The sequence below is a fragment of the Sinorhizobium sp. GQ132 genome, assembly GCF_059758575.1.
Genome location: NZ_JCAXDX010000010.1, coordinates 109,797 through 136,773 on the forward strand (window position 1 = coordinate 109,797; position 26,977 = coordinate 136,773).

At 61.4% G+C, this 26,977-nt stretch carries 20 protein-coding genes; 17 read left to right on the plus strand and 3 right to left on the minus strand.

Translation table 11 applies throughout. The features are described 5' to 3' along the window. Positions 1 to 3 precede the first annotated feature (3 nt). The 7 genes from rseP (at position 4) to lpxB (ending at position 8,143) form a co-directional block, all read left to right on the plus strand. Positions 4 to 1,128: an RIP metalloprotease RseP gene (rseP, locus tag AC6CIG_RS22975; protein ID WP_437407774.1), complete on the plus strand. Its 1,125-nt coding sequence runs from the start codon at positions 4 to 6 to the stop codon at positions 1,126 to 1,128. A gap of 247 nt (positions 1,129 to 1,375) precedes the next feature. Further along, entirely contained in the window at positions 1,376 to 3,709 is a 2,334-nt protein-coding gene (bamA, locus tag AC6CIG_RS22980) for an outer membrane protein assembly factor BamA (RefSeq protein ID WP_018097755.1), read from the plus strand. Between the two features lie 44 nt (positions 3,710 to 3,753). Beyond that, positions 3,754 to 4,818, plus strand: a complete 1,065-nt coding sequence (gene lpxD, locus AC6CIG_RS22985) for a UDP-3-O-(3-hydroxymyristoyl)glucosamine N-acyltransferase (protein WP_437407773.1) — start codon at positions 3,754 to 3,756, stop codon at positions 4,816 to 4,818. Next, positions 4,811 to 5,275, plus strand: a complete 465-nt coding sequence (gene fabZ / locus AC6CIG_RS22990) for a 3-hydroxyacyl-ACP dehydratase FabZ (protein ID WP_010969260.1) — start codon at positions 4,811 to 4,813, stop codon at positions 5,273 to 5,275. Before lpxD ends, fabZ begins: the two co-directional genes overlap by 8 nt. Then, the gene (lpxA, locus tag AC6CIG_RS22995) at positions 5,272 to 6,090 is read left to right on the plus strand and encodes an acyl-ACP--UDP-N-acetylglucosamine O-acyltransferase (RefSeq protein WP_437407824.1); all 819 of its coding nucleotides are present in this window, start codon (positions 5,272 to 5,274) and stop codon (positions 6,088 to 6,090) included. Before fabZ ends, lpxA begins: the two co-directional genes overlap by 4 nt. After that, positions 6,090 to 6,977 (plus strand): LpxI family protein, encoded by an 888-nt coding sequence (locus AC6CIG_RS23000; protein WP_437407772.1) that lies wholly within the window; start codon positions 6,090 to 6,092, stop codon positions 6,975 to 6,977. The genes lpxA and AC6CIG_RS23000 overlap by 1 nt, the downstream gene beginning before the upstream one ends. Further along, entirely contained in the window at positions 6,974 to 8,143 is a 1,170-nt protein-coding gene (lpxB, locus tag AC6CIG_RS23005; protein WP_437407771.1) for a lipid-A-disaccharide synthase, read from the plus strand. The genes AC6CIG_RS23000 and lpxB overlap by 4 nt, the downstream gene beginning before the upstream one ends. Positions 8,144 to 8,308: 165 nt before the next feature. On the opposite strand, the gene gltA is transcribed toward lpxB, so the two are convergent. Continuing rightward, complete coding sequence (gene gltA / locus AC6CIG_RS23010) at positions 8,309 to 9,598, minus strand: citrate synthase (RefSeq protein WP_003537363.1); 1,290 nt, start codon at positions 9,596 to 9,598, stop codon at positions 8,309 to 8,311. A gap of 304 nt (positions 9,599 to 9,902) precedes the next feature. Between gltA and AC6CIG_RS23015 the strand changes: the two genes are divergently transcribed. From AC6CIG_RS23015 to exoR, 9 genes are all read left to right on the plus strand, one after another. Continuing rightward, a complete protein-coding gene (locus tag AC6CIG_RS23015) occupies positions 9,903 to 12,311 on the plus strand; it encodes a ComEC/Rec2 family competence protein (RefSeq protein ID WP_437412517.1) in 2,409 nt (802 codons plus the stop codon). Positions 12,312 to 12,532: 221 nt separating this feature from the next. Further along, positions 12,533 to 13,510: a tonB-system energizer ExbB gene (gene exbB, locus AC6CIG_RS23020; RefSeq protein WP_437407769.1), complete on the plus strand. Its 978-nt coding sequence runs from the start codon at positions 12,533 to 12,535 to the stop codon at positions 13,508 to 13,510. Positions 13,511 to 13,516: 6 nt separating this feature from the next. Continuing rightward, the gene (exbD, locus tag AC6CIG_RS23025; protein WP_018097747.1) at positions 13,517 to 13,942 is read left to right on the plus strand and encodes a TonB system transport protein ExbD; all 426 of its coding nucleotides are present in this window, start codon (positions 13,517 to 13,519) and stop codon (positions 13,940 to 13,942) included. 307 nt (positions 13,943 to 14,249) lie between these two features. Next, positions 14,250 to 14,909 carry a protein-L-isoaspartate O-methyltransferase family protein gene (locus AC6CIG_RS23030; protein ID WP_018097746.1) on the plus strand — a complete coding sequence of 220 codons (660 nt, stop codon included), beginning with the start codon at positions 14,250 to 14,252 and terminating at the stop codon, positions 14,907 to 14,909. 275 nt (positions 14,910 to 15,184) lie between these two features. Further along, positions 15,185 to 16,555, plus strand: coding sequence for an outer membrane channel protein TolC (gene tolC, locus AC6CIG_RS23035; protein ID WP_437407768.1), 1,371 nt, complete (start codon positions 15,185 to 15,187; stop codon positions 16,553 to 16,555). Positions 16,556 to 17,202: 647 nt separating this feature from the next. Continuing rightward, positions 17,203 to 17,943 (plus strand): PopZ family protein, encoded by a 741-nt coding sequence (locus tag AC6CIG_RS23040; protein WP_437407767.1) that lies wholly within the window; start codon positions 17,203 to 17,205, stop codon positions 17,941 to 17,943. A gap of 254 nt (positions 17,944 to 18,197) precedes the next feature. Then, positions 18,198 to 21,041, plus strand: a complete 2,844-nt coding sequence (locus AC6CIG_RS23045) for a valine--tRNA ligase (RefSeq protein ID WP_437412243.1) — start codon at positions 18,198 to 18,200, stop codon at positions 21,039 to 21,041. A gap of 468 nt (positions 21,042 to 21,509) precedes the next feature. Then, positions 21,510 to 22,754 carry an OmpP1/FadL family transporter gene (locus AC6CIG_RS23050; RefSeq protein WP_437407765.1) on the plus strand — a complete coding sequence of 415 codons (1,245 nt, stop codon included), beginning with the start codon at positions 21,510 to 21,512 and terminating at the stop codon, positions 22,752 to 22,754. 371 nt (positions 22,755 to 23,125) lie between these two features. After that, the gene (gene exoR, locus AC6CIG_RS23055; RefSeq protein WP_003534542.1) at positions 23,126 to 23,932 is read left to right on the plus strand and encodes a two-component system ChvIG regulator ExoR; all 807 of its coding nucleotides are present in this window, start codon (positions 23,126 to 23,128) and stop codon (positions 23,930 to 23,932) included. A gap of 58 nt (positions 23,933 to 23,990) precedes the next feature. Here exoR and xth read toward each other — a convergent pair whose 3' ends face one another. Continuing rightward, on the minus strand, positions 23,991 to 24,782 hold the full coding sequence (gene xth / locus AC6CIG_RS23060) for an exodeoxyribonuclease III (protein WP_127712575.1): 792 nt from the start codon (positions 24,780 to 24,782) through the stop codon (positions 23,991 to 23,993). A 208-nt stretch (positions 24,783 to 24,990) separates the two neighbouring features. Between xth and AC6CIG_RS23065 the strand changes: the two genes are divergently transcribed. Beyond that, positions 24,991 to 26,454, plus strand: coding sequence for a phospholipase D-like domain-containing protein (locus tag AC6CIG_RS23065; RefSeq protein ID WP_437407764.1), 1,464 nt, complete (start codon positions 24,991 to 24,993; stop codon positions 26,452 to 26,454). 84 nt (positions 26,455 to 26,538) lie between these two features. Here the strand turns inward: AC6CIG_RS23065 and erpA are convergent, their stop codons facing one another. Next, positions 26,539 to 26,868 carry an iron-sulfur cluster insertion protein ErpA gene (gene erpA / locus AC6CIG_RS23070; RefSeq protein ID WP_018097738.1) on the minus strand — a complete coding sequence of 110 codons (330 nt, stop codon included), beginning with the start codon at positions 26,866 to 26,868 and terminating at the stop codon, positions 26,539 to 26,541. Positions 26,869 to 26,977: the final 109 nt, after the last annotated feature.

Sequence of the window (26,977 nt, forward strand, 5' to 3'; positions counted from 1 at the left end):
ACTATGAGCCTGCTGCTTGACAATCTCCAGTACACGATCCCCACCTTCCTGTTTCTCCTGACGTTGCTGGTCTTCGTTCACGAGATGGGACATTACCTGGTTGGGCGCTGGTCGGGCATCCGCATCCTGGCCTTTTCCGTCGGCTTCGGACCCGAGCTCTTCGGCTGGACCGATCGCCACGGCACCCGCTGGAAATTCTGCGCGATCCCGCTTGGCGGCTACGTGAAGTTCTTCGGCGACGAGGATGCGGCGAGCACGCCCGACTACCGGCGGCTGGAGACGATCGCGCCGGAAGAACGGGGCCGCACATTCCTGGGTGCAAAGCTATGGAAGCGTGCAGCGACGGTCGCGGCGGGTCCCATCGCGAATTTTCTACTGGCGATTGCGATCTTCGCCGTCCTCTTCTCCATCTACGGCCGTGCCGTCGCCGATCCGGTCGTCGCTTTCGTGGCGCCGGACAGCGCTGCGGAAAAGGCGGGTGTTCTGCCGGGAGACCGGCTGCTTTCGATCGATGGAAAGCCGATCGCCACCTTCGACGACGTGCGCCGCTATGTCAGCGTCCGTCCGGAGCTGCCGATCACCGTCCGGATCGAGCGCGATGGCACTGCGATCGACCTGCCGATGGTGCCCCAACGCACCGAATCCGTCGACCCGCTCGGCAACAAGATGGAGGAGGGCAAGATCGGGATCGGAACGAACCAGGAAGCGGGCAATTTCCGGGTCGAGACCTACGGACCGCTCGAAGCGGTGGGGCAAGGGGCACTGCAGAGCTGGCGGATCGTAACGGGCACGCTCGACTATCTTTCGAATCTCTTTGTCGGGCGGATGAGCGCCGATCAGGTCGGCGGGCCGATCCGCATCGCCCAGATGTCCGGTCAGATGGCGAAGCTCGGTATTGCCGAGGTGCTGAATTTCGCGGCCGTCCTTTCGGTTTCCATTGGATTGCTCAACCTGATGCCCGTGCCGGTGCTTGATGGCGGCCATCTGATGTTCTATGCGGTCGAAGCGCTGCGCGGCAGGCCGGTCGGTCCCGCCGCACAGGATCTCGCATTCCGTATCGGCTTTGCCATGGTGCTCATGCTGACGGTTTTTGCGGCCTGGAACGATATCAATTGGCTCTTCGGATAAAGCGGAGCCTTGGGCGGGAGAGGACATCGTTAAGGATTCGGAGAGCGAGTGAGTTTCGCCGGCTGCTCGATAACGGTTTGTTTACGATAATAAGAGGCCGTAGTGGCTGTTAAGCCACGGTTGGAATTGAAGTAAACAGAAATTAACGAGCTGACTTGCTTGTATGGGAAAAGCGGTTAAAACGGCAACCGTGACCGGAGTCGGCACGAAACTGCCGCGGGACGTTGGGAAAAGGTAAGATTTTGACATGAAAGCTGGTTCAAGGTTTTTGAACGCGGTGTCGGCGTTTGCTCTGTCAGCAAGCATGGTCGCCACGGGTACCGGGGTAGGACTTGTTGCTGGTACCTCAGTCGCGCAAGCCGCGGTCATCAATCGGGTTGAGGTGCGTGGGGCAACGCGCGTCAGCGCGGAAACCGTTCGCGCCAACATCACGATCGTTCCCGGCAAGAGCTTCAGCAATGCCGATATCGACGCATCCGTGAAGCGGCTCTATGCCACCGGCTATTTCTCCGATGTCAGCATCACGGTTTCCGGCGGATCGCTTGTCGTTTCCGTCAGCGAGAATCAGCTCGTCAACCAAGTCGTCTTCAACGGCAACCGCAAGATCAAGGATGACAAGCTCCAGGGTGTCGTTCGTACCCAGCCGCTCGGTCCCTATAGCGAGGCGACCGTCGAAACGGACATTCAGGCCATCAAGGACGCCTATGCCGCCATCGGCCGCAGCGACGTGACCGTGACGACCCAGGTCGTTCCGATTGCCGAAGGGCGTGTCAACCTGGCCTTCGTCATCAATGAAGGCGAACGCACGAAGATCACGCAGATCAATTTCGTAGGCAACGAGGCCTACAGCGACGGCCGTCTGCAGTCGGTGATTGCGACCAAGGAATCGGGCATCTTCTCGTTCCTCACGCGCAAGGACGTCTACAATCCGGATAAGCTGCGGGCCGACGAGGAATTGCTGCGGCAGTTCTACTACAACCGCGGCTATGCCGATTTTCAGGTGGTCTCGTCCGAAGCGGCGCTCAATGAGGCGACCAACGAATACACGGTAACGATCACGGTCGAGGAAGGTCCTCGATACGACTTCGGTTCGGTCAACATCGAATCGACCGTCGAAGGCATCGACGCCGAGGAACTGAGGGGGCTCGTTCAGAGCCGCGAAGGCACGGTCTACAAGGCCAAGGACATTCAGAACACGATGAGCGAGATTTCGAAGCGCGTCGCGTCGGAGGGTTATCCCTTTGCGCGCGTCACGCCGCGCGGCAATCGCGATCTCGCCAATCACACGATCGCCGTCGACTATCTCGTGGACCAGGGCGAGCGGGCCTATGTCGAGCGCATCGAGATTCGCGGCAACACCCGGACGCGTGACTACGTAATTCGTCGCGAGTTCGACGTCGGCGAGGGCGATGCCTTCAACCAGGAAATGGTTGCGCGCGCCAAGCGCCGCCTGGAAGCGCTCGGCTATTTCTCGTCGGTCAACATCTCGACGCAGCCGGGCAGTGCGGCTGACCGTGTGGTCATCGTCGTCGACGTGCAGGATCAGTCGACCGGCTCGTTCGGCATCGGCGCCGGCTATTCCGCCGGCGACGGCGGCGGCTTCCTCGTCGAAGCTTCGATCGAAGAAAAGAACTTCCTTGGCCGCGGCCAGTATATTCGTCTTGCCGCCGGTAAGGGCGAAGACAGCCAGACCTACAATGTTTCGTTCACCGAGCCCTATTTCCTCGGCTATCGTCTCGCGGCGGGCTTCGACCTCTTCAAGAACGAAAACGACTTCGATGACGACAACTACAGCTACAACGATCAGGGATTCAGCCTGCGCGTGACTGCGCCGATCACGGAAAACCTGTCGACGACGCTGCGCTACAACTACACGGAGCTCGAATATTTCGGCGACGAGGACGAGCTTTCCTCTCCCTATGTTCGCGCAATCGAGGACGGCCCCTGGACGCGTTCCTCCGTGTCCCAGTCGATCACCTACAACACGCTCGACGATGCGCAACTGCCGCACGAGGGCATTCTCGCTTCGGTCACCCAGGAGTTTGCAGGTCTTGGCGGTACGTCGGACTTCTACAAGCTGACGGGTAAGGCCAAATGGTACTATACGCTGCACGACGAGGCCGACATCATCGGCTCGATCTCCGGCAGCGCCGGCCAGCTGTTCAAGACGTCCGGTTCGCTTGAAGTCTTCGACCAGTTCCAGCTAACCAGCAACGATATCCGCGGCTTCGAGCGCAACGGTATCGGTCCGCGGGCAAACAATGGCGATGCCCTTGGCGGCACGACCTATTTCACGGCGTCTGCGGAAGCGACGTTCCCGCTGCCGGGCCTTCCGCGTGACAGCGGCTTCCGCGGTGCATTGTTCGTCGACGCCGGCACGCTCTACAACAATGAGTTGGAGCTGACCGGAGCCGGTGAATCGGTGCGCGGCAACGACGCTTCGCTGCGTGCGTCGGTCGGCGTCAGCCTTATCTGGGCTTCGCCTTTCGGTCCGCTGCGTGTCGATTATGCCGTGCCGGTTGCAAAGGAAGACTTTGACGAGGTCCAGAACTTCAAGTTCGGTATCAACTCGTCGTTCTGATAGAGAGCAGTCCAGAACTGCCAGAGAATCGTTCTGGAGTGTCCATGGAACAGAATTGGTTTTTTCCGCCCCATCAGGGGATTCGTCTGGGCGACCTCGCGAATCAGATTGGGGCGGAGTTGCTGGATATTGCCGCCGCCGATCGCAGCGTGCGTTCGGTCGCACCGGTCTATCGCGCCAAGCCGGGCGACATCTGTTACATGCTGTCGCGCAAGAATCGCGAAGAGTTGCAGAGCTGCCGTGCCGCCGCGATCATCTGCGACAAGGCCATTTCGTCGCTTGTTCCCGATACGATACCCGTGCTGCTGACATCGAAACCGCACACGGCCTTCGCCCTTGCCGGCACCTTGCTTCACGAAAGGGCCATGCGCCCTTCCTATAATACGAGCGAGAGGGGCGTAGCGGCGGGAGCCTTCGTCGATCCGACGGCGCGCCTGGAGGCGGGCGTCGAGGTCGAGCCGATGGCTGTGATCGGAGCCGGCGTCGAGATTGGAAGCGGAACGCGCATCGCAGCAGGAGCAATGATCGGACCGGGCGTGCGGATCGGCCGCGATTGCACCATTTCCGCCGGGGCAAGCATCCTTTGTGCGCTGGTCGGCAACAACGTCATCATTCATCCGGGCGCACGCATCGGTCAGGACGGATTCGGCTATGCACCGGGCCCGAAGGGCGGAATGATCAAGATCGTCCAGGTAGGGCGGGTGATCATCCAGGATCACGTGGAGATCGGCGCGAACACGACGATCGATCGCGGCACGATGGATGACACCGTGATCGGCGAGGGGACGAAAATCGACAATCTGGTTCAGATCGGCCATAACGTCCGCATCGGTCGTTACTGCGGCATCGTCAGCCAGGTCGGCATCGCCGGCAGCACGCAGATCGGCGACGGGGTCATGATCGGCGGAGGCGTCGGGGTCAACGGGCATATCACCATTGGAGACGGAGCGCAGATCGCTGCGATGAGTGGCGTGGCGAGCGATGTGCCGGCCGGCGAGCGCTATGGCGGAATTCCGGCGCGACCGATGCGGGATTTCCTGCGCGATGTGGCCGAAATGGCCCTGCGGTCGAGCGAGAGGCAGAAGAAGAAGGGTGGCAAGGATGAATGAGGCTGCAACGGTCCTCGGCACGGCGGACATACAGGAAATCCTGAGGCTTCTTCCCCATCGTTATCCCTTCCTGCTCGTGGACCGCATCATCGAGATCGATGACGACAATTCGGCCATCGGGATCAAGAACGTGACGGCCAACGAGCCGCATTTCACCGGGCACTTTCCCGAGAAGCCGATCATGCCGGGCGTTCTTCTGATCGAAGGCATGGCACAGACGGCCGGCGCGATCTGTGCGCGCAAGACGGGAATCGGCAGCAATCTCGTGTATTTCATGACGATCGACAATGCCCGCTTCCGCAAGCCCGTCGTGCCAGGCGACCGGGTGGAGTTCCATGTGGTGAAGCAGAAGCAGCGCGGCAATATCTGGAAGTTTCACTGTGATGCAAAAGTTGACGGGCAACTCGTCGCGGAAGCTGATATCGGCGCGATGATTGTCAGCAAGGAAGACGCCTGAGAATGATAGCATCAAGTGCGAAGATCCACCCGTCCTCGGCCATCGAGAACGGTGCGGTAATCGGCGAAAACGTGAAGATCGGCCCGTTCTGCCATATCGGGCCGAATGTCGTTCTTGCAGATGACGTCGAAATTCTGAGTCACGTCGCGGTCATCGGTCATACGAGCGTCGGCAAGGGCTCGAAGATCTTTCCGGGTGCCGTCATCGGCGGCGACTCGCAGAGCGTGCACCACAGCGCCTTGAATACGAAATTGGTGATTGGCGAAAACTGTACCATCCGCGAAGGCGTGACCATGAACACGGGTACGGTGGAGCATGGCGGCGCGACCATCATCGGCAACAACAACCTGTTCCTGGCCTATTCGCACGTGGCGCATGACTGCCGCCTCGGCAACAATATCATCCTTTCCAACAATGTCATGCTTGCGGGGCACGTTACCGTCGAAGATCGAGCCATACTCGGGGGTGGCTCGGCGGTTCACCAGTTTACCCGCATCGGGCGTCAGGCCTTCATCGGTGGCCTGTCGGCGGTGAGCTATGACGTCATTCCCTATGGAATGCTCAACGGCAACCCCGGCGTTTTGAGCGGCCTTAACGTGGTCGGGATGACCCGTGCGGGGATCGAGCGTGCGGCGATTCATCGCGTCCGGCGGTGCTACAAGCAGATATTCGAGGGAGACGGCTCGATTCGCGCGAACGCAGCCGCTATCCGCAACGAATATCTCGATTGCGCGCCGGCTATCGAGATCCTGGATTTCATTGCCGCGGAGAGCGACCGCGCGCTGTCGTCGCCGAATCGCGGCGCCAAGGGCTGATGGCGGTGGCGATTCATCGCCTGCCGCATTCCAAAGGCAGGCTCGCCATCATCGCCGGCGCCGGAACGCTTCCCCATCACGTGGCCGAGGCAGCGCGCTTCCAGGGCGAAGACCCGTTCATCATTGCGCTCTCGCGTGAGGCGGATACCGATTGGACCGGCTTCGACCATGTCGTTTGCGCAATCGGAGACTTTGCCGCGATCAGCCGCACTTTCGAGACCGAGGGAATCGACCGTGTCGTCCTTTCCGGTGCGGTGCGGCGGCGGCCGGAGTGGCGCGATATCCGTCCTACGCTGAAGACGCTGGCCAAGGTGCCGCGGGTTTTCCGCACCTTGATATCCGGCGGGGACGACGCCGTGCTGCGCATGGTGATCGAATTGATCGAGGCGAGCGGCGCCCATGTGATCGGCGCGCACGAGGTCGTTCCGGGGCTTCTTGCCGATACCGGTCCGCTCGGCGCCCATGCCCCGACGGACGAAGATCGGCGTGACATCGAAGCCGGCATCGCCGCAGCCAACGCGCTGGGTGCTCTCGATGTCGGCCAGGGCGCCGTTGCAGTCGGCGGCAGGGTCGTGGCGCTGGAGGGGGCGGAAGGGACGGACGCCATGTTGGCGAGAGTGGCCGGCCTCAGGAAAGACGGACGGATTTCAATTCGTCGTCGCGGCGTCCTCGTCAAGCTCTGCAAGCCGCAACAGGACGAGCGGGCGGATCTGCCCTCGATCGGTCCGTCGACGGTCGCAGGAGCGCATGCTGCCGGCCTCGCGGGCATCGCCGTGGAGGCAGGACGCGCGCTGGTTCTCGATCGCGCGCGTCTCGTGGAGGAAGCCGACAGGAGTGGGCTGTTCGTTCTCGGTATCGAGCGCGATTGCCGCAGGGACCGGAGATGACGGGCAGACCCTACAGGCTGGCGGTTATCGCCGGAGAAGTTTCCGGAGACCTGCTCGGCGCCGACCTGGTGCGGGCATTGCGTGACCGTCTAGACGGTCCGCTCGAACTCGTGGGCGTTGGTGGCGAGGGGCTGGAAGCCGAAGGGCTCCGGTCGCTTTTCGACTATTCCGAACTGTCGATCATGGGCTTCTCGCAGGTTCTGGCGAACCTGCCGAAGCTTCTGTTGCGGATTGGGCAGACCGCCCGCGCGATCGCCGCTGCGCGTCCGGATGCTCTGTTGATCATCGACAGCCCGGATTTCACCCACCGCGTGGCGCAACGCGTCCGCGCCGCATTGCCGGACTTGCCGGTGATCGACTATGTCTGCCCGAGCGTCTGGGCGTGGAAGCCGGAGCGGGCGCCGCGCATGCGGGCCTATGTGGATCACGTGCTCGCGGTGTTACCCTTCGAGCCGGAAGCGATGGGGAAGCTCGGCGGTCCGCCGACGACCTATGTCGGGCATCGGCTCGCATCCGACGGCAATGTTCTCGCGGTCCGGGAGCGCCAACGACTGAGACGGCAGATGCAGGATCGGCGCGAGCCGAAGGTCTGTCTCCTGCTGCCCGGATCGCGCGGCAGCGAGGTCAGCCGCCTGCTTCCGATCTTCCGCGAAGCAGCCGAAGAGCTCGCGGAGCGGCACGAAGGCATTCGGTTCCTCTTGCCGACCGTGCCGCGCCAGGAAGACCGTGTGAGGGCGTTGACGGCATCCTGGAAGGTCCAGCCCGAGATAAGCATAACCGCCGACAGGAAATGGGAGGCTTTTGCCCAAGCCGACGCGGCCATTGCCGCTTCGGGTACGGTGATCCTCGAACTGGCGCTCGCCGGAGTTCCGGTCGTCTCTACCTACTCTGCCGACTGGATCGTCAGCCTCCTGCATTCCCGCATTCGGATATGGACCGCGGCGCTTCCGAACCTCATCGCGGATTTTCCGGTCGTGCCCGAATATTTCAACAAGTCGATCCGGCCGGCCGTTCTGACGCGCTGGTTCGAACGGCTTTCGAGCGATACGGCGCAACGTCGTGCGATGCTCGACGGCTTCGCCCTCGTTCAACAGCGAATGGAAACGAACCGTCCGCCCGGTGAAAAAGCGGCGGATATCGTTCTGGCTTGCCTTCGAGCGGGGTGAGGAGAGGCGAGTGCCTCGAACCGCTGTGGGTCGCCGGGCTAAGCCCCGAGGATGACGGGCAAGAACCTCGCCACAGTCTCTGCAAACCCTTCCACCTGTCATCCTCGGGTCAAGCCCGAGGATGAGGGTTGGCGGAATGGGTTTTTTGCCGAGTTCGTCCGCCGTTTACCGCTTGGAGATCGGCACGTAGTCGCGCAGCGGCGCACCGACATAGAGCTGGCGCGGACGGCCGATGCGCTGTTCCGGATCTTCGATCATCTCGTTCCATTGAGCGATCCAGCCGACGGTGCGGGCGAGCGCGAAGAGCACCGTGAACATCGTGGTGGGGAAGCCCAGTGCCTTCAGCGTGATGCCGGAGTAGAAGTCGATGTTCGGGTAGAGCTTCTTCTCGATGAAGTACTCGTCCGTCAGGGCGATGCGTTCGAGCTCCATCGCGACTTCCAGGAGCGGGTCGTCCTTGTGGCCGAGCTCGGCGAGGACCTCATGCGTCGTCTTCTGCATGATCTTCGCGCGCGGATCGTAGTTCTTGTAGACCCGGTGGCCGAAGCCCATCAGACGGAACGGATCGTTCTTGTCCTTGGCCTTGGCGATATATTCCGGAATGCGGTCGACCGTGCCGATCTCGGCGAGCATGTTGAGCGCCGCCTCGTTGGCGCCGCCATGGGCAGGTCCCCAAAGGCAGGCGATACCGGCAGCGATACAGGCGAACGGGTTGGCACCCGACGAGCCGGCGAGGCGAACGGTCGAGGTCGATGCGTTCTGCTCATGGTCGGCGTGGAGGATGAAGATCCGGTCCATGGCGCGCGCCAGAACCGGGTTCACGACATATTCCTCGCAAGGCACGGCGAAACACATGCGCAGGAAGTTCGAGGCGTAGTCGAGATCGTTCTTCGGATAAACGAAGGGCTGGCCGATATGGTACTTGTAGGCCATCGCGGCGATCGTCGGCATTTTGGCGATCATGCGCAGCGATGCGACCATCCGCTGATGCGGATCGGTGATGTCGGTCGAGTCGTGATAGAAGGCGGAAAGGGCGCCGACGCAGCCGCACATGACGGCCATCGGATGGGCATCGCGGCGGAAGCCGGTGAAAAACCGCGACATCTGCTCGTGGACCATGGTGTGGTGCGTGACGCGATAATCGAAATCGGCCTTCTGAGCCTTTGTCGGCAGTTCGCCGTAGAGAAGCAGGTAGCAAACTTCGAGAAAGTCGCCGTGCTCCGCCAGTTGCTCGATCGGAAATCCGCGGTGAAGCAGGACGCCCTCGTCGCCATCGATATAGGTGATCTTCGATTCACACGATGCCGTGGAGGTGAAGCCCGGATCGTAGGTGAACATCGTCGTCTGCTTGTAGAGCGAGCCGATGTCCACGACATCCGGACCGATTGATCCCGATCGCACCGGCAGGTCCGCGGACTTTCCGCCGAATGTTACTGTCGCGCTTTTTTCTGACATGGGACCCTCCGTTTTTGTGACATCGTGGCATAGCTCTGTGCCGCGAATTTGAGCGTTGCGAATTTGCTATATGATTTATTTTCGACTGCCAAGCAGTACCAAAGGCAAACTTGTGCGATGCGAAAACGCATATGGCAATGCAACAAACGCATGGTACGGCAATTCGTTCGAAGAGATCAATGATCGCTAAGCTGATAATGCGGTACCATTCTATCTAGTCTGCCTCTTTTTTGAGCATCAGCCTTCGAGTTGCAAGATTGCGTGGTTGGTGCAGGATCGAGAAAACAGGCGCGGGCGGAGCGAAATGGGGGAGAGCGGGGCACGAGCGGTCGTGCGCGATGGGGAGCGCAGTGCGTGGCCCCGGAGCGAGGGGACGCGGGTTCTCACCGGCGATTTGCCCGCCATCGGCTCCGGCCGCCGGGCGCCTGCGGGCTGGCATGCGGCAAACATTCGCCGTCGGATACGCTCGGCGGCCACGGCGGTTTCCCTCGGCATAGGTGCTGCAGTTGCGGAAGAGCAGGAATACGGCCACGGCTTCGTCCTGATCCCGGTCATGCTTGCGCTTGGCTCGCTTGCATGGCTCGCAGTGCCCGAATCCGTCGGAATTGCCAAACTTGCAGCGCTGCTTTGCATTTTCGGCATATCTGCGGTGCTTTGCCGGGGAGACCTGCGAAGCTGGCGGCCGCTGTTGATCGCGCCCGCTCTCTTTACGGCGGGCATGCTGCTTGCCGCGGTCGAAACAGCGAGGCTCGATACGATCATTCTCGACACTCCCGTGACGACGACCGTTCGCGGAACGGTCCTCACCCGGGATCCCGACGACAGGGGACGCTGGCGTTATCTCGTTCGCATACAAGAAACATCCGGCCCGCGGCTGCGCCGGGCGCCGGAAAGGGCGACGCTGCTGGCGCGGAGTCGCCACGAACCGTTTCCGGTCGGAGCTATCATCGAAGGCAAGGCGCGTTTGTCGCCGCCCTCCGGGCCGGCTCTCCCGGGTCTCAACGACTTCGCGTTCGGCTCCTACTTCAAAGGCGTAGGCGCGGTCGGGTACTTCTATGGCGCCCCGCGAGCGCCGGTGGATGCCGGCGCTGTCACGGATCGGTCCGAAGCCTCGCTGCCGGCGAAAGCGGCCGCATATCTGGCACTGATCCGCGAGGCGATCGGCAACCGCATCCGGACAGCGATCGGCGGGGATACCGGTGCGATCGCTGCGGCGCTCGTGACCGGCGAGGAGCGCGCGATCAGCCGCGAGGCCGTCGAGATGCTGCGCGCCGCGGGCCTGTCGCATGTCCTGGCGATCTCGGGACTCAACATGGTGTTGGCGGCGGGCACGTTTCTCATTGGCGCCCGGACTCTGTTGAGCTTCGTTCCGGGGTTGGCGGAAAGAGCTTCCGTCAAGAAGATCGCTGCCGTCGGCGCTCTTCTCATGGTGTTCTTCTATATTCTCATTTCCGGAGGTGCGGTCTCAGCGCTCAGATCCTGGATCATGATCTCGATCATGCTGGTCGCATTGTTCTTCGACCGCGTCTCGATCAGCCTGCGCAACGTGGCGCTTGCCGCACTCATCATCCTTGCCTGGACACCGTCGGCGGTAGCCGGACCCGGGTTCCAAATGTCCTTTGCGGCGACGCTGGCCCTCGTTGCGGGCTATTCCCGCTGGCGCGACCACAGGAGAAAGGATACCGAAACCTCGAAGAAGCGGGGGAGCGTGGGGGTCGTGTCCGGCCTCGCCATCGGTACTGTCGCCACCTCCGTCATCGGCGGCCTGGCGACGGCGGTTTACGCGGCTGCCCATTTCAACCGGCTCCCCGGTTACGGGCTGGCCGCAAACGTTCTCACGACGCCTCTGATCAGCGTGCTGATCATGCCTTTCGCGCTGTTCGCGATGCTGCTTATGCCCTTCGGGCTCGAATATTATCCCCTCGTGGTCATGGGGCACGGGCTGGACTGGATGTTGGCCGTCGCGAGATATGTCGCATCGCTCGACGGGGAGTGGATGACCGGCCGCATGGGCGACACGCCATTCTTCCTTATCGCATTCGGCGGCATCCTGGTCTGCGTTCTGAGAACGCGGCTGGCGCTCGTCGGCGCGGGGCTGATCTCTCTGGGTATATGGGCGATCGCGCTCGAGCCGCGGAAAGAGCGCCCATCGATCGCGATATCGGAGGATGCGCAATTGGTCGGCCTGATCGCCGCGGATGCAATCGCGACCAATCGGAGCCGTCCGCCGGAGTTCATCTTCTCGCAATGGCAGCGCGCACTTGCGATCGCTGAACATAAGGCACCGCTCGACCTTCAGGCGGAGCCGGACACCGCCGTCGAGACAGCAGCCTTCCTGACTTCGGCCCAACCCGGCGTCTTCGCCTGCAGAAAGGGAATAGGGTGCGCCGGGCGCAGCCGCGAGGGATGGACAGTGGCTGTTATCGAAAAGGCCGAATCGCTCTCATACCTGTGCGGTCGCGCCGATCTGGTCGTCGTCGCCAGCCGCCGGCCGTATGCAGCCTGCCCGTCCGGCGGATCGCTGGTCATAAGCGCCGAAACGCTGCGGCGGACGGGTGCGGTCGAGATCCATGCCGAGCAGCAGGAACGACCGGGCGTGCCGCCACGCATGCGCGTCGTCACGTCGTTCTCCTCCACCGAGCGCCCCTGGCAGCGTCATCGCCGCTACGACTGGCGGACGGGCAGTTTTTTGCCGCAGGGTTCACCGCCCTGACGACCGCGCGTTCCTCATCGCCCATCTGTCGTGATATTCTTGATTATCGTACTCCACAATCTTGTCATCCCGCCATTGTTTGTCGTAAAGAGCGTTGCGAAAGCGCTTCACCGACAGGGGCGGGCGCGAGCGGCTGCGGTTTGCATCCCGCGCCCACCTGATTGTTGAAATCGATTGCAGGCCCGTGACGCTCGGGCGAATACGGAAAAACGAGGAACGAGATGTCTGATCGGATCCGGCCGAAATTGAACATGTTGCTGGCGGCAACGCTGACTGTTTTCCTTGCCGGCCCGGTCGCGACCGGCCTCGCGCAGACCGCACAACAGCCCTCGTCCGTTTCGGTCGACGCGCAGCCGCCGGCGACAGACGTTCCCGGCGGCGATGATCCGGGCGCGCCACCGGCGCCGGCCGAGGCAACGATGGGCGACGCAACGGCGGGGGAAGCAAATCCCATGCTTCCGCATGATCTTTCGCCGGTCGGCATGTTTCTCGCTGCCGACATCGTCGTAAAGGCGGTGATGGTCGCTCTGGCGCTCGCCTCCGTCGCCACCTGGGCGATCTTCCTCGTGAAGACGCTGGAGCTCATATATGCCAAGTCGCGCCTCAAGCGCGCCGTGGCGGCCCTCGTTTCCGCGAACGGTCTCGCCGACGTGCAGCCAAAGCTCGAGCGCCGCGCTGGCGTTGCTGGGGAGATGATTGCCGCAGCGGTCGACGAAATGACACGCTCGGACGCCGTTTTGGACCTCGCGCCGGCAGTAGGTGTCAAGGAACGCGTTTCCTCTCTGCTCACGCGTATCGAAGTTCGCGCCGGCAAGAGGATGAGCTCCGGTACCGGGATCCTGGCGTCCATCGGGTCCGTCGGTCCATTCGTCGGCCTCTTCGGTACCGTCTGGGGAATCATGAATTCCTTCATCGGCATCAGCAAGGCGCAGACGACCAACCTCGCCATCGTTGCGCCGGGCATCGCCGAGGCGCTGCTGGCGACTGCGATCGGCCTCGTCGCGGCAATACCGGCGGTGGTGATCTACAACTATTTTGCCCGGTCTGTCGGGGGGTACAAGCTCATCCTGGCAGATGCGGCGGCGGCCGTCGAAAGACTCGTAAGCCGCGATCTCGATCATCGCCACGCCCGCAGAGCGCCGCCGCGCCGCCAGGACGGCTTCGTTCACGGCCCCGACTCGATCGCCAGAATCGGATAAGCGAAAATGGCTGGAAGAATTTCCGAGAGCGGCGGCGATCTCGACGAGAACAGCGAGATCAACGTCACCCCCTTCATCGACGTCATGCTCGTGCTGCTCATCATCTTCATGGTGGCTGCGCCGCTCGCGACGGTCGACATGAAGGTCGACCTGCCGCAATCCGTCGCAAAGCCGACGCCGCGCGACGACAAGCCGGTCTTCGTGACGTTGAAAGCCGACCTCACGCTTGCCATCGGCAATGAAGAGGCGCCTCGCGAAGCCTTCGTTTCCGAGTTGAACCGGATAACCGGCGGCAACACGGATACGCGCGTGCTTCTGCGCGCCGATCGCCTGGTCGACTACGGCGAACTGATGACGGTCATGAACCTCATTCAGAATGCCGGCTACGGCAAGATCGCACTCGTCGGCCTGGAGGCCGCTCCCGCCCGCTAGCGGTTTTCCGTCCGCATCCCTCGTCTCGGCAGGGTCCTCATGGCCCGGCCGCCAGCTCCGATGTGGGCTGGCGGTGCCTTTTTGCGTGCACGGAGACGCAGTCGCTTGAAACCGGCCGTGCGGCGATCTATGAGCTTTATGAATGTGTCCGAAAGCGCGGAGCGGTTTCGGACCGACGACAGGCACAGAGACAACAACCTGAGGCGCGACGCATCAATACGGCGCTTCGCGCTTCAGGCAACGGGCTGGCGGCCGCCGAACGCACGATCTTCCCGGCGCCGCGCCCATTCCGACACGAGGCAATATCATGAATTTCGAAGCAGCCCGCATCAAGATGGTGGACAATCAGATCCGGACCACGGATGTGACCTCCCATTCAGTCCTGTCTGCTTTCCTGTCGGTCCCGCGTGAGGAGTTCGTGCCTGCCAAGATGCGGGAGCTGGCCTATATCGACACCGATATCGAGCTCGTCGGCGGTCCTCAGCCGCGTTACCTGATGGAGCCGTCGCCGCTGGCGAAACTCCTCCAGCTCGCGGAGATCTCCAACTCGGATCTGGTCCTCGAAATCGGCTGCGGGACAGGTTACGCCTCTGCCTTGCTCTCGCTTCTCGCCGGTTCCGTCGTGGCGCTGGAGAGCGACGAAGCCCTGGCCGCCACGGCCACGGAGACGCTGGCACGCCTCGGCTACGACAATATTGCCGTGGTGAGCGGCGATCTCACCAAGGGGTATGCGGCGGAGGCGCCCTATGACGTCATCTTCATCAACGGTGCCGTCGAGATGATCCCTGCCGAGTTGTTCGAGCAGCTTCGCGACGGCGGCCGGCTCGTGGTCGTGGAAGGTTTTGGTAACGCATCTCGTGCGAAACTTTACGTGCGCGAATCGGGCATGACGTCGGAGCGAGCTGACTTCAACACCGCCGTGAAGCCGCTTCCCGGCTTCCGCCGCGACCGTTCTTTTGTTTTTTGATGTGCCTCTTATTGAGGTAGCTCAACATATGAGTGTTGAAGCGAAAACTGCAATGTTGCCAATCGGCAACGTATTATTTGTTTCTTTTTGAAATGGCCGTGCAGAGGGTCGGTGCGCAGTTGTCGTAGACCCGAATCCGGAGTTCAAAAGAGCCTGGAAGCGGTGATTTGCCCGCCATGGGTGGCGCGGGGCTTCACTGCAGTGTTTGTGCAGGCCGCCAAGGGCCTGCTGAAAAATGCGGGGTGGCGACGCTGCCCCGATTGATCGGAGGGAAGATGGTGTCGATTGTCCGCAAAGCAGCCTTGTGGGCGGCTGTCTCGACCAGTGTGCTGCTCGCGCCCCACGCCGTTCTCGCGGAGACGATTTTCGGGGCGATGGCCAAGGCCTATGCGAACAACCCGGATCTCAACGCCGCTCGCGCCGGACTGCGCGCGACCGATGAGGGGGTTCCGATTGCGAAGGCCGGCTACCGGCCGCAGATTTCCGCGTCGGCGACCGGGACGCTCTCACGGGTCGACGCCGAACGGACCGGCACCCGCGACTTTCATGCCGGACAGGTCGGGATTTCCATCACGCAGACGATCTTCGATGGATTTCAGACATTGAACAATGTCAGGGCGGCCGAAGCGGAGGTGTTTTCGAGCCGCGAGACGCTGAAGGCCAATGAGATCCAGATTCTTCTTTCGGCCGCGCAATCCTATGCGAACATAGCCCGCGATCAGCAGGTCGTTTCCATTCGCCGTCAGAACCTCGCCTTCCTTCGGGAGCAGTTGAGCGCCGCACAGGCCCGCCTCGATGTGGGCGAAGGCACGCGGACGGATGTGAGCCAGGCGGAAGCCGAACTCGCCAACGCCCAGTCGCTGCTCGTTGCTGCAATCGCGCAGCTGAAACAGAGCGAAGCGGTCTATGTGCAGATCGTCGGAGCAGCGCCGACCGGCATCAGACAGCCTGGACCTGCCACGAAGGCCATGCCGAGGTCCCTCGATCAGGCCGTGGCGACGGGGCTGCGGGAGAACCCGCGAATCCTGGCGGCGCAATATGCCGTCGATTCGGCCGGTTACCAGGTGAAATCGGCGGAAGGCACGATGCTGCCGGGCGTCGTTCTCCAGGGTGCCGTGAGCCGCAACACCGGTAATGCCGGTCAAGGGCTTGATGACACGACGGCGAGCGTCACGGCTCGGCTCGAAGTTCCGATCTATCAGGGCGGTGCGGAATACGGCCAGATTCGCCAGGCCAAGGAAATTCTGGGGCAGCAGCGGATCCTCGTCGACTCCGAGCGGGCCTCGGTGCAGCAGACAGTCGTATCGGCGCATGCGCAGCTCGAATCGGCACTTGCACGAATCAAGGCCAGCCGGTCGCAGATCTCCGCAGCGAACCTCGCGCTCGAAGGCGTGATCGAAGAGCGCAAGGTCGGTCAGCGCACCACGCTGGACGTGCTCGACGCGCAGCAGGACGTGCTGGACGCGCAGGAGTCGCTGGCGGGCGCGCAACGCGATGCGGTGGTTGCAAGCTATGCCTTGCTCGCCGCAATGGGCCACCTGACAGTCAGGAGCCAGGGCCTGCAGGTGGCCGAATATCGGGCCGAGGAACATTACGAGGCCGTCAAGGACAAATGGTTCGGCCTGCGCACCGTCGACGGGCGCTAGACGGCCCTTAGCCAATTCGACACGAAACGCCGCGTCCCCGAGGGCCGCGGCGTTTTGCGCCAAGGCCCGTTGAACTTCGGGCTACCCGCTGCGGCTGTTTGATTTCCTCATTCCCGTGCCTGTCACAGAAATCCAGCCAGACCAAGTCCTTGGGCTGAAAGACCCTTCCCGCGCCGCAGACGCGGCGCTGCTGGATCCCTGTGACGAGCACAGGGATGAGGGTAGAGAGGGTGCGACCCCTCGGAGCGTTTCATTGCGTCACAGGTTGACCATCCCTCGCATATTCGCAGGCGAATGTCGTAGTAGCCGCACATCCCCGGTCCCTCATTCCTGTGCTTGTCACAGGAATCCAGCCAGACCAAGTCCTTGGGCTGGAAAGGCTCTTCCGCGCCGCAGACGCGGCGCTGCTCTCATCCCTGTGATGCGCACAGGAATGAGGAAATCAAACAAGCGGCGGCGGGTGGCCCGAATCTCACCAGGCTTTAGAGCGCAAGTGCCATTGCCCCTGCCGAAAAAAACAAATCTGTGCAAGAATTTACCGAGCTGATTCGCGGCGTTTGTTTCGTCGGCGAACTCACTTAAGGTTTGTTCGAATCGGCACACGGAGGGCTTTTTTCCGTGTTCGTCCGCAGCAAACGGGGATTGAAATGGCGCAGCTCAACGTCGCACGTGAACCTTCGATGGATGAGATTCTGGCATCCATTCGCAAGATCATCGAGAGTAACGAGCCTGGTCCGGCCGGAACCTCCGCGCGGCAGAGCTTCGAGGACGACGCCGGCGACGATGTCGAACTGTCGATGGATCCGGAGATCGAAGCGGATGCGTTCGGATCCGCCGACGACCAATTTTCCTCGGTCAGGACGTCACCATCCGCGGTCGATAACCGTACCGACGCGCCGGTACCGTCGTCTGCGCCGCTTTCGCTTGCCGATGTCGCGGCAAGGGTGAGGGCGGCTTCGGAGCGGCAGGCGGTGCATACGGTTCCGCGGGATCAAGCAGGAGGCGAGGAGGCGCGGTCGCCAGCGGATAGTCCGGCGATGATGTCCCGCATCGCTGCGTTTCCCTCTTCGGCCATTCCGGCGAGTGCGGCAGCGGACGCCGGGTCGGCTCCCGTGGCCGGGGATGTATCGGCGGCCTCGGACGAGGCAACGGAGCCGGAAGGCACGCCTGGAACGATCGTTTCCCCGGCTGTCAGCCGCCAGGTTGCGCGCGCTTTCGACGAATTGGCACATGCCGTCGAGAACGGACCCCGGCGCTCCTTCGACGAGATCGCCGAGGCGATGCTGCGTCCGATGTTGCAGGAATGGCTGGACGACAACTTGCCGACATTGGTCGAAAGACTGGTGCGCGAGGAAATCGAACGCGTGGCACGCGGGCCCCGGCGCTGACGTAAACGGTAGAGGTGCCCGACTTGCGTCTGCCGCCCGTGGACGATTCCAGGAAAATCGCTGCGCTCTTTTGCCAGTAGCGCATTCGAACCTGCGCATTTCCGGACAGAAAAGCGTTACACACTTTTCCCGAAAGTAATCTAAGATGGAAGCCGCATGCACGATGGCTGCGGCTTTTTCCCCGTTCAGGTTGACTTGCCCCGGGCCTTCCGGTTTACAAACGCTGACATCAATCTCCAGAAATCGGCCAAAGAATGCTTGATAAAACCTACGATTCCGCAGCGGTAGAACCGAAGATCGCCAAGGCCTGGGACGAAGCGGATGCCTTTCGCGCCGGTGTCAACGCGCAGCCGGACGCGGAGACCTTCACGATCGTGATCCCCCCGCCGAACGTGACGGGGTCGCTCCATATGGGCCATGCGCTCAACAACACGCTGCAGGACATCATGGTCCGCTTCGAGCGCATGCGCGGCAAGGATGTGCTCTGGCAGCCGGGTATGGACCATGCAGGTATCGCGACCCAGATGGTCGTCGAGCGCCAACTCATGGAACGTCAGCTTCCGAACCGCCGCGATATGGGCCGTGAGGCCTTTATAGAGAAAGTCTGGGAGTGGAAAGCCGAGTCCGGAGGCCTGATTTTCAATCAATTGAAGCGGCTCGGCGCCTCATGCGACTGGTCGCGCGAGCGCTTCACGATGGACGAGGGGCTGTCCGAGGCGGTCATCGAGGTCTTCGTCAGCCTTTACAAGGAAGGCCTCATCTATCGCGACACCCGGCTGGTCAACTGGGACCCGAAGCTGCAAACCGCGATCTCCGACATCGAGGTGGAGCCGGTCGAGGTCAACGGCCATCTCTGGCATCTGCGCTACCCGCTCGAAGAGGGCGTGACCTATCAGCATCCTGTCGCCTTCGATGAGGAAGGCAATGCGACGGAATGGGAGACGCGCGACTATCTTGTCGTCGCGACCACGCGTCCGGAAACCATGCTCGGCGACACCGGCGTCGCCGTGCACCCCGATGACGCCCGCTACAAGGGCATCGTGGGCAAGCACGTCATTCTGCCGATCGTCGGCCGCCGCCTTCCGATCGTGGCCGACGAGTATCCGGATCCGACGACCGGCACCGGCGCGGTGAAGATGACGCCTGCGCACGACTTCAACGATTTCGACGTCGGAAAACGCAGGGGACTGCGGCAGGTCAACGTTCTCACGGCAGACGGCCGGATAACGATCAAGAACAACGAGGATTTCCTCGAGGGGCTCGACCACCCGGCGGCGCTGCACGGCGCCTGGGATCAACTCGAGGGCAAGGATCGCTTCGAAGCGCGCAAGCTTATCGTCGAGATGCTTGAAGAGGCCGGGCTCGTCGATCACATCGCGCCCCACAAGCACATGGTGCCCCATGGCGACCGCGGCGGCGTGCCGATCGAGCCGCGCCTGACCGAGCAATGGTATGTCGACGCCAAGACCTTGGCGAAGCCGGCGATTGCGGCGGTCAAGGAAGGCAGGACGAATTTCGTCCCGAAGAACTGGGAAAAGACCTATTTCGAATGGATGGAGAACATCCAACCCTGGTGCATTTCGCGCCAGCTCTGGTGGGGCCATCAGATCCCCGCCTGGTACGGTCCCGATGGGCAGATCTTCGTTGAACGAAACGAGGAGGAAGCGCTGCACGCGGCGATTCAGCATTACATTGCCCATGAAGGACCGATGAAGGCCTATGTCGAAGACCTGCTGGAAAACTTCAAGCCGGGTGAGATACTGACGCGCGATGAGGATGTCCTCGACACCTGGTTCTCCTCGGCGCTCTGGCCCTTCTCGACGCTCGGTTGGCCGCAGGAGACGCCGGAGCTCGACAAATATTATCAGACCGATGTGCTGGTAACCGGCTTCGACATCATCTTCTTCTGGGTCGCCCGGATGATGATGATGGGCCTTCATTTCATGAAGGATGCGGACGGCACACCCGTCGAGCCTTTCCACACGGTGTATGTTCATGCGCTCGTTCGTGACAAGAACGGGCAGAAGATGTCGAAGTCCAAGGGCAACGTCATCGACCCGCTGGAGCTCATAGACGAATACGGCGCCGATGCACTGCGCTTCACGCTGGCGATCATGGCGGCTCAGGGGCGCGACGTGAAGCTCGACCCGGCCCGGATAGCAGGCTACCGCAACTTCGGAACCAAGCTGTGGAATGCGACCCGCTTTGCCGAGATGAACGGAGCAGTAAGCAGCGACGGCTTTATCCCCGAGGCGGCGTCGCTGACGATCAACCGCTGGATCCTGACGGAATTGTCGCGCACCATCCGCGACGTGAGCGAGGCGATCGAGGATTACCGCTTCAACGAGGCGGCGGGAACCCTTTACCGCTTCGTCTGGAACCAGTTCTGCGACTGGTATCTCGAACTCCTGAAGCCTGTCTTCAATGGCGACGATGAAGCGGCCAAGCGCGAGTCCCAGGCCTGCACGGCCTATGTCCTGGATGAGATCTACAAGCTGCTGCATCCGTTCATGCCCTTCATGACGGAAGAGCTTTGGGAAAAGACGACCGGCCCCGGGCGAGAGCGTACGACGCTCCTTTGCCATGCCGAATGGCCGGCCGCCTTCTATGCGGATGACGCGGCTGCAGACGAAATCAACTGGCTGATCGATCTCGTCACCGGCATTCGTTCGGTTCGTGCCGAAATGAATGTCCCTCCGGCGGCGATGGCACCACTGGTCATCGTCGGGGCGAAGGCGCTGACTAGCGAGCGGCTCGACCGGCACGCCTCTGCGATCAAGCGTCTGGCGAGAGTGGAGAATATCGAGCACGCGTCAGTGGCGCCCCGCGGCAGCGCTCAGATCGTGGTCGGCGAAGCGACGGCTTGCCTTCCGCTCGGCAGTCTCATCGATCTCGCGGCCGAAAAGTTGCGTCTGGAAAAGGCCATCGCAAAGGTCGACGTCGAGCGGCAACGGATCCTCGGCAAGCTCGGCAACGAAAAATTCGTCGCCAATGCCAAGCCTGAACTGGTCGAGGCCGAGCGCGAGCGGCTGGTCGAACTCGACCTGCAAAGAGACTCGCTCGGCGTTGCTTTGTCCCGCGTTACGGAAGCCGGTTAGCTTTTTATCTGCGAGACAAACTCGAAGGCAGACACGATCCGCGGCAGCAATGCCGCGGATTTTGCAATTTCTGACCCCATGCGGCGAATCGGTTTCCTGGTCTGGCTCGGCGGCAACGCAGGTGGGGGCGATCGACAATGCACGCATGGGTTTTAGCTGCCGGCGTTTCAATGGTGCCTCGCAAGGCTGTCGTGTAAAAAGCCATGATGTTGTTCCAGCGTCACACACCACGATTTGGTAGAATTTAATTCCGTTTCGCGACCACAACCGCGATCACACTGGAAAAGAATTCTCTAAGCGCTTGAATTGTGGCGAGAAGTGGGAATTCTTACGTAAATCCCATGACCCGTCTCGCCCGGTAGGCTCCGGGGCTTCCAGTTTGCCATTTCACGCAATCGTGAGGATACTTCCCTCAAGCGCGGCCTCGAGGCGGATGGCCGCAGAATTGGAATGCAGGGGAGGAGCTTGATGGCTCGAATTGGATTGAAGCAGGGTGTTCTGGCTGCGGTGGCCGGAGTGCTCGTGGCCTCGGCTGCGCAGGCGGGAGGGCTCGAGCGCAGCGGCTATAATATCGATCTCTTGTTCGACCCGTCGGACTATGCGGCCGAAGCGACGGCGACCTACGTCAATCCGCAACGTGAGTTGAAGAATGTTACCGACATCAATCCCGCGAACGGGATTGGCTCAAACGGGATCGGTGGGGGAAGCACAAGCGTTCGGGATACGGAAAGTTATTGGGCGCCCCGTATTGGTGTGAAGGCTGGTCTGGGTGACAGTATTGACTGTATGGCGGACTACTCCCAGCCTTGGGGCGCCCACACCAACCCAGGCAAGAACTGGATGGGAGCGAACGACAATATCGAGACGAAGGTCGAAAGCGACAACTATGCGGCTACGTGCTCCTATAAGTGGGAGATGGGTCCGGGTGTCGTTCGCATCATTGGTGGCGGTTTCTACCAGGAAGTAAGTGGCTTCAAAGACAGGCTCGTTGCGCCGCCAATCGCATTTTTGCCTTTGTCACTCACAGGCGTTGGTCGACTTGAGCTTGAGGGTGATGGCTGGGGTTGGCGCGCCGGTGTCGCCTACGAGATTCCAGAGTACGCAATGCGGGCCAGCCTCGTTTACAACAGCAAGGTCGATCTTGATAACTTATCTGGTTTCATCGACTTGAGGCAGTTTGCATTCCCCGGTGGGGTATTGGGCACCAAGTACGATGTTTCCGGTTCAGCTTCGATGCCGGATTCGCTGGAGCTCAAGGTGCAGTCAGGTATTGCCCCTGGGTGGCTCGCTTTCGGTTCGGTCAAATGGACCGATTGGAGCCAACTACAAGTGTTGAGATTTACGCCTGACGAGCCAGCTCCAGGCAGACTGCCTACCACGCTGGACCTCCTTTATCGCGACGGTTGGACCATTTCGGGTGGTATCGGCCACAAGTTCACTGACCAATGGAGCGGGGCGGTCAGTCTGACCTGGGATCGCGGTACCAGCCACGGCTACGGAAGCCAGACCGACACTTGGCTGCTCGGCACGGGCGTCTCCTATACGCCCACAGAAAATGTCGAGCTCCGCCTCGCCGGTAGTGTCGGTATCCTCACCAGCGGTAGTTCCGGTCCGGTTGATTTCGAAGGACAGCCGATCGGCAACGAGGTTACCTACGACTTCGATAATGACTTCGTCGGTGCGATCTCGACATCGCTGAAGGTCAGGTTCTGATCTCCTAAAATCCACTGCTCGAGGCCCGGTCTCCGCCGGGCCTTTTTTATGTCTGGTAACCACGCTTATAAGCGGTTGTGAATGTGACGATTCAGCAACACATTTCCTGCTACGGTTTGCTACTATCCGGGCCGGGTCGATTATGTCCATTTCCCGCCACAAAATGAGAGCAGCGATATAGGGACGAAGGCTAGTCGAGTTCCATGCCCGCGTTGAGGTGAAGTGAGTTTGTGTGCCGTCATGACATCCCGTAGCAATTGGCCTCAGGCGCGCAGCCGGAGCACCGGTGGGCGCAGGAGCCAGTATGTGCAGCATCTTCGCGACGGTGATGGGGTCGGCGTGGCCGGCTCGAACGAAAGAAACTGATTGTTATGCGCGCGGGTGAATTGAAGTCGCTTAGGGTTGCGGTGCTTGGCATGTCGCTGGCGGTTGGCGCAACCGCGGCCGGGCCAGCACGGGCTTTCGATCCCGGAGCCGGCGTGACCAAGGAGTCGGGCCCCTTCGCGCTCTTCAAGTTCGGTTTTTCCGCCTATAAGAGCGGCCGGAAAGACGAAGCGGTCGAGGCCTATCGATATGCTGCCGAAAAGGGGCACACGGGCTCTCGCTGGGCGCTCGCCAATATGTATGCCTATGGCGATGGTGTCGCGGAGAACGATCTCGAGGCGTTCAAGATCTACAGCGAAATCGCGCAACAGGGTGTCGAGCCCGGCTCGGAAGATACCGGCTACTTCGTCAATGCATTGATTTCGCTTGCCGGCTACTACCGGCGCGGCATTCCCGACACCCCGGTAAGGTCCGACCTGTCGCAGGCCAGGCAGTTGTATTTCCAGGCGGCCTCCACCTTCGGCGTGGCGGAAGCACAATTCCAGCTCGCGCGCATGTTGCTTTCGGGCGAGGGCGGAAGCGTCAATGTCCAGCAGGCCAAGAAATGGCTGAACCGGGCGCGCAAGAATGGTCATGCCGGCGCCATGGGCGTTTTCGGCAACGTTATTTTCCAGGAAGGTCAGACCGCTCGCGGTCTCGCATACATGACGGCGGCGCTCGGCCAATGTTCTCCCAAGGACCGGCCCTGGCTCCAGGCGATGCAGGAACAGGCGTTCTCGCTCGCCACCGAAGACGATCGCCGGGTGGCGATAACCATGTCCCAGAACATGCATCTGCAGAACGACGACGATTGAGGTCCTGTGCGGCCTGACCCGAGGATGGCGGCCGCAGGGCAGGAAAGGTCGCCTCGCCTCAGGTCGTCTCGAACGCGAATTCAGCCGTTACGGGCACATGGTCGGACGGCTTTTCCCAGGCGCGGACGTGTTTTTCGATAGAGGTCGACACGAGCTTGTCGGCCGCCTCCGGCGACAGCATCAGATGATCGATGCGGATGCCGAAATTCTTCTGCCAGCAGCCGGCCTGATAATCCCAGAACGAATAGAGCGGCGCCTCGTCGGAGGTCGCGCGCACCGCGTCGGTGAAGCCGAGGTTGCGCAGCCGCCGAAAGGCGGCACGAGTCTCCGGCAGGTAGAGAGCGTCGTTCCGCCAGACCTTGACGTCCCAGCAGTCATGCGCCTCCGGGATGACGTTGTAATCGCCGGCCAGGATGAGCGGTTCCTCCAGCACGAGCCTCTGTTCCGCGAAGGCGGCCAGACGCCGCATCCATGCGAGCTTATAAGGGTATTTTTCCGTCTCTACCGGATTTCCGTTCGGCAGATAGAGGCAGCAGACCCGAAGCGCTCCGCCATTGACGGAGAATACGCCTTCGATGAAACGCGACTGTTCGTCGGCAGGGTCTCCCGGCAATCCGCGATTGATCTCGTCCGGTCTTGTCTTGGAGAGCAGGGCAACGCCATTGAAGCCTTTCTGTCCATGCGTCTCCACATGATAGCCGAGCGCCTCGATCTCGCTTCTCGGAAATGTTTCGTCGACGGATTTGATCTCCTGCAGACAGGCGATGTCGGGGTTCGACTCCCTAAGCCAGGCAACGAGGCCGTCGAGACGCGCTTTGACGCCGTTGATGTTCCATGTGGCAATCTTCATTGGGCAGCCTTGCCTCTCACGACATTTGAGTCCGTTCGGTCGATTCGTTCTAGCGGCTGGAAATTCTTTTGACAAATCCGGGATCCGTCATTTGGGTTCGGGATCGGGCCGCCGCCGGTCCGGCCCATCATCCGCTTCTTCCCCACGTTAGGATTCACCCTTAAGTAGCCGAATTGATTCCGCTCCGCGTCCGTCTATAGTCCCGCGCATGATCGCGTTCATAGAGAGTTACTGGCCGCATTTTCTGGCGCTGCTTTCGGTCGTCCTCGGCGTCCCGGCAATCATCCATGCGGCAATGACGAAAGACGATGTGCGTGCGGCCGCCGGCTGGGTCGGGGTTGTGCTGCTCTCACCGGTCATCGGGGCGGTCATCTACGCGGTCGCCGGCATCAATCGGATGCGCCGCTCGTCTATCGGCCTGCAGCGTTCGCTGCTGCGCTCGACCGAGCGGGACCCGTTCGGGCGCTTCGATGTCACGCATGATCAGGTGGTGGCCCGTTTCGGGCAGCGCTTCGCGGCAATGAAGATGCTTGGAGACCGCGTTGCGCGCTTCACGATGTCGGCGGGAAACCACATCACCATGCTCGAGGGCGGCGACGCGGTCTATGCGGCGATGCTCGACGAGATCGCTTCCGCCCGTCGCAGCATTCTCATCGAGAGCTATATCTTCGACCGCGATCCCATCGGCATGCGTTTCGCAAATGCCCTGATCGCCGCAGTGAAACGCGGCGTCGCCGTACGCGTCCTGATCGATGCCGTGGGTGCGCGCTATTCCGTGCCGTCCATTGTGGGCTATCTGAAGGAAAGAGGCGTGCCGACCGCCGTCTTCAACGGCAATATCATCATGGGACTGCGGCTGCCCTATGCCAATCTCAGGACACACCGCAAGATCATGGTTGTCGACGGTACGGTCGCTTTCGCCGGCGGCATGAACATCCGCGCGGGCTTTGCCGCTGAAATCGCAGGAAAGGCTGCTTCTTTCGACACGCATTTCCGCGTTACGGGACCCGTTGTCGCCGATATCTTTCAGGTTGCTGCGGAAGATTGGCAGTTCTCCAGCGAGGAGGTGCTGACAGGCGACGGCTGGCGGCTCGCCGACCTTCCCGCGGAGCCGGACGAGCGATCGGTGCTGATGCGGGCCGTTCCCTCAGGTCCTGACAACACCAACGAGACGAATCACAAGATGCTTATGGGCGCCTTTTCGATGGCGCGAAAACATATCCGGTTGATGTCGCCCTATTTCCTGCCCGACAAGGAATTGATCAGCGCGCTCGTGACGGCGGCGAGGAAGGGTGTCGAGGTCGACATCGTCGTGCCCTCCGTCAACAATTTGACGCTCGTCGACCGCGCGATGACGGCACAGTTCGACCAGGTGCTGAAAGGTCACTGCCGCGTCTGGCGGGCAAAGGGCGCCTTCAATCATTCCAAGCTGATGGTCATCGACGATCGCTGGGTCTATGTCGGATCGACCAATCTCGATCCTCGCTCCCTGCGCCTCAATTTCGAGTTCGACCTCGAAATACTCGACGAAGCTTTCGCACGCGCAATCGGCGAAAAGGTCTGCGCCATACGCGCGACCGCGGATGAAGTGACCCTTGCGGGGCTCCGCGCGCAGCCGCTCGTAAACCGGCTGGCAAACCGATTGCTCTGGCTCGGATCGCCCTATCTTTAGTGCTGGATGAGGAAAAGCGTGCGCGGTTTTCGGCCCGCATCTCGCTCCAACGTCCTGGAACCGATCACGATGTGGCGCGAGGCGTCAGATCGAAAAGCTCGTTCCGCACCCGCAGCTTGCGACCGCGTTCGGATTGTTGATCTGGAACGACTGTCCGAGAAGATTGTCGACGAAATCGATCTCCGAGCCGCCCATATAGACCAGCGACAGGCTGTCGATCAGGACCTTGGCGTCGTCCTTTTCGAGGATGAGATCGTCGGCATTTGCCGCGTCCACCAAATCGAACTTGTAGGAGAAGCCCGAGCACCCGCCGCCTTCGACGGAGACGCGCATCGCGCTCTTGTCCTTCTCCGCCTGGAGAATTGCGGCAATGCGTCTGGCCGCCGCATCCGAAAGCGTAACTGTTTCCTGCATCTTATTTGCCTCCTGCCGGGGTCAAGAACCGGAGAGATTCGTCTTCGCTCTGACGCTATAATCGCATGCCGTGACAGGCGATCTTCAGGCTGCCGCAAGCCGCTGTTCC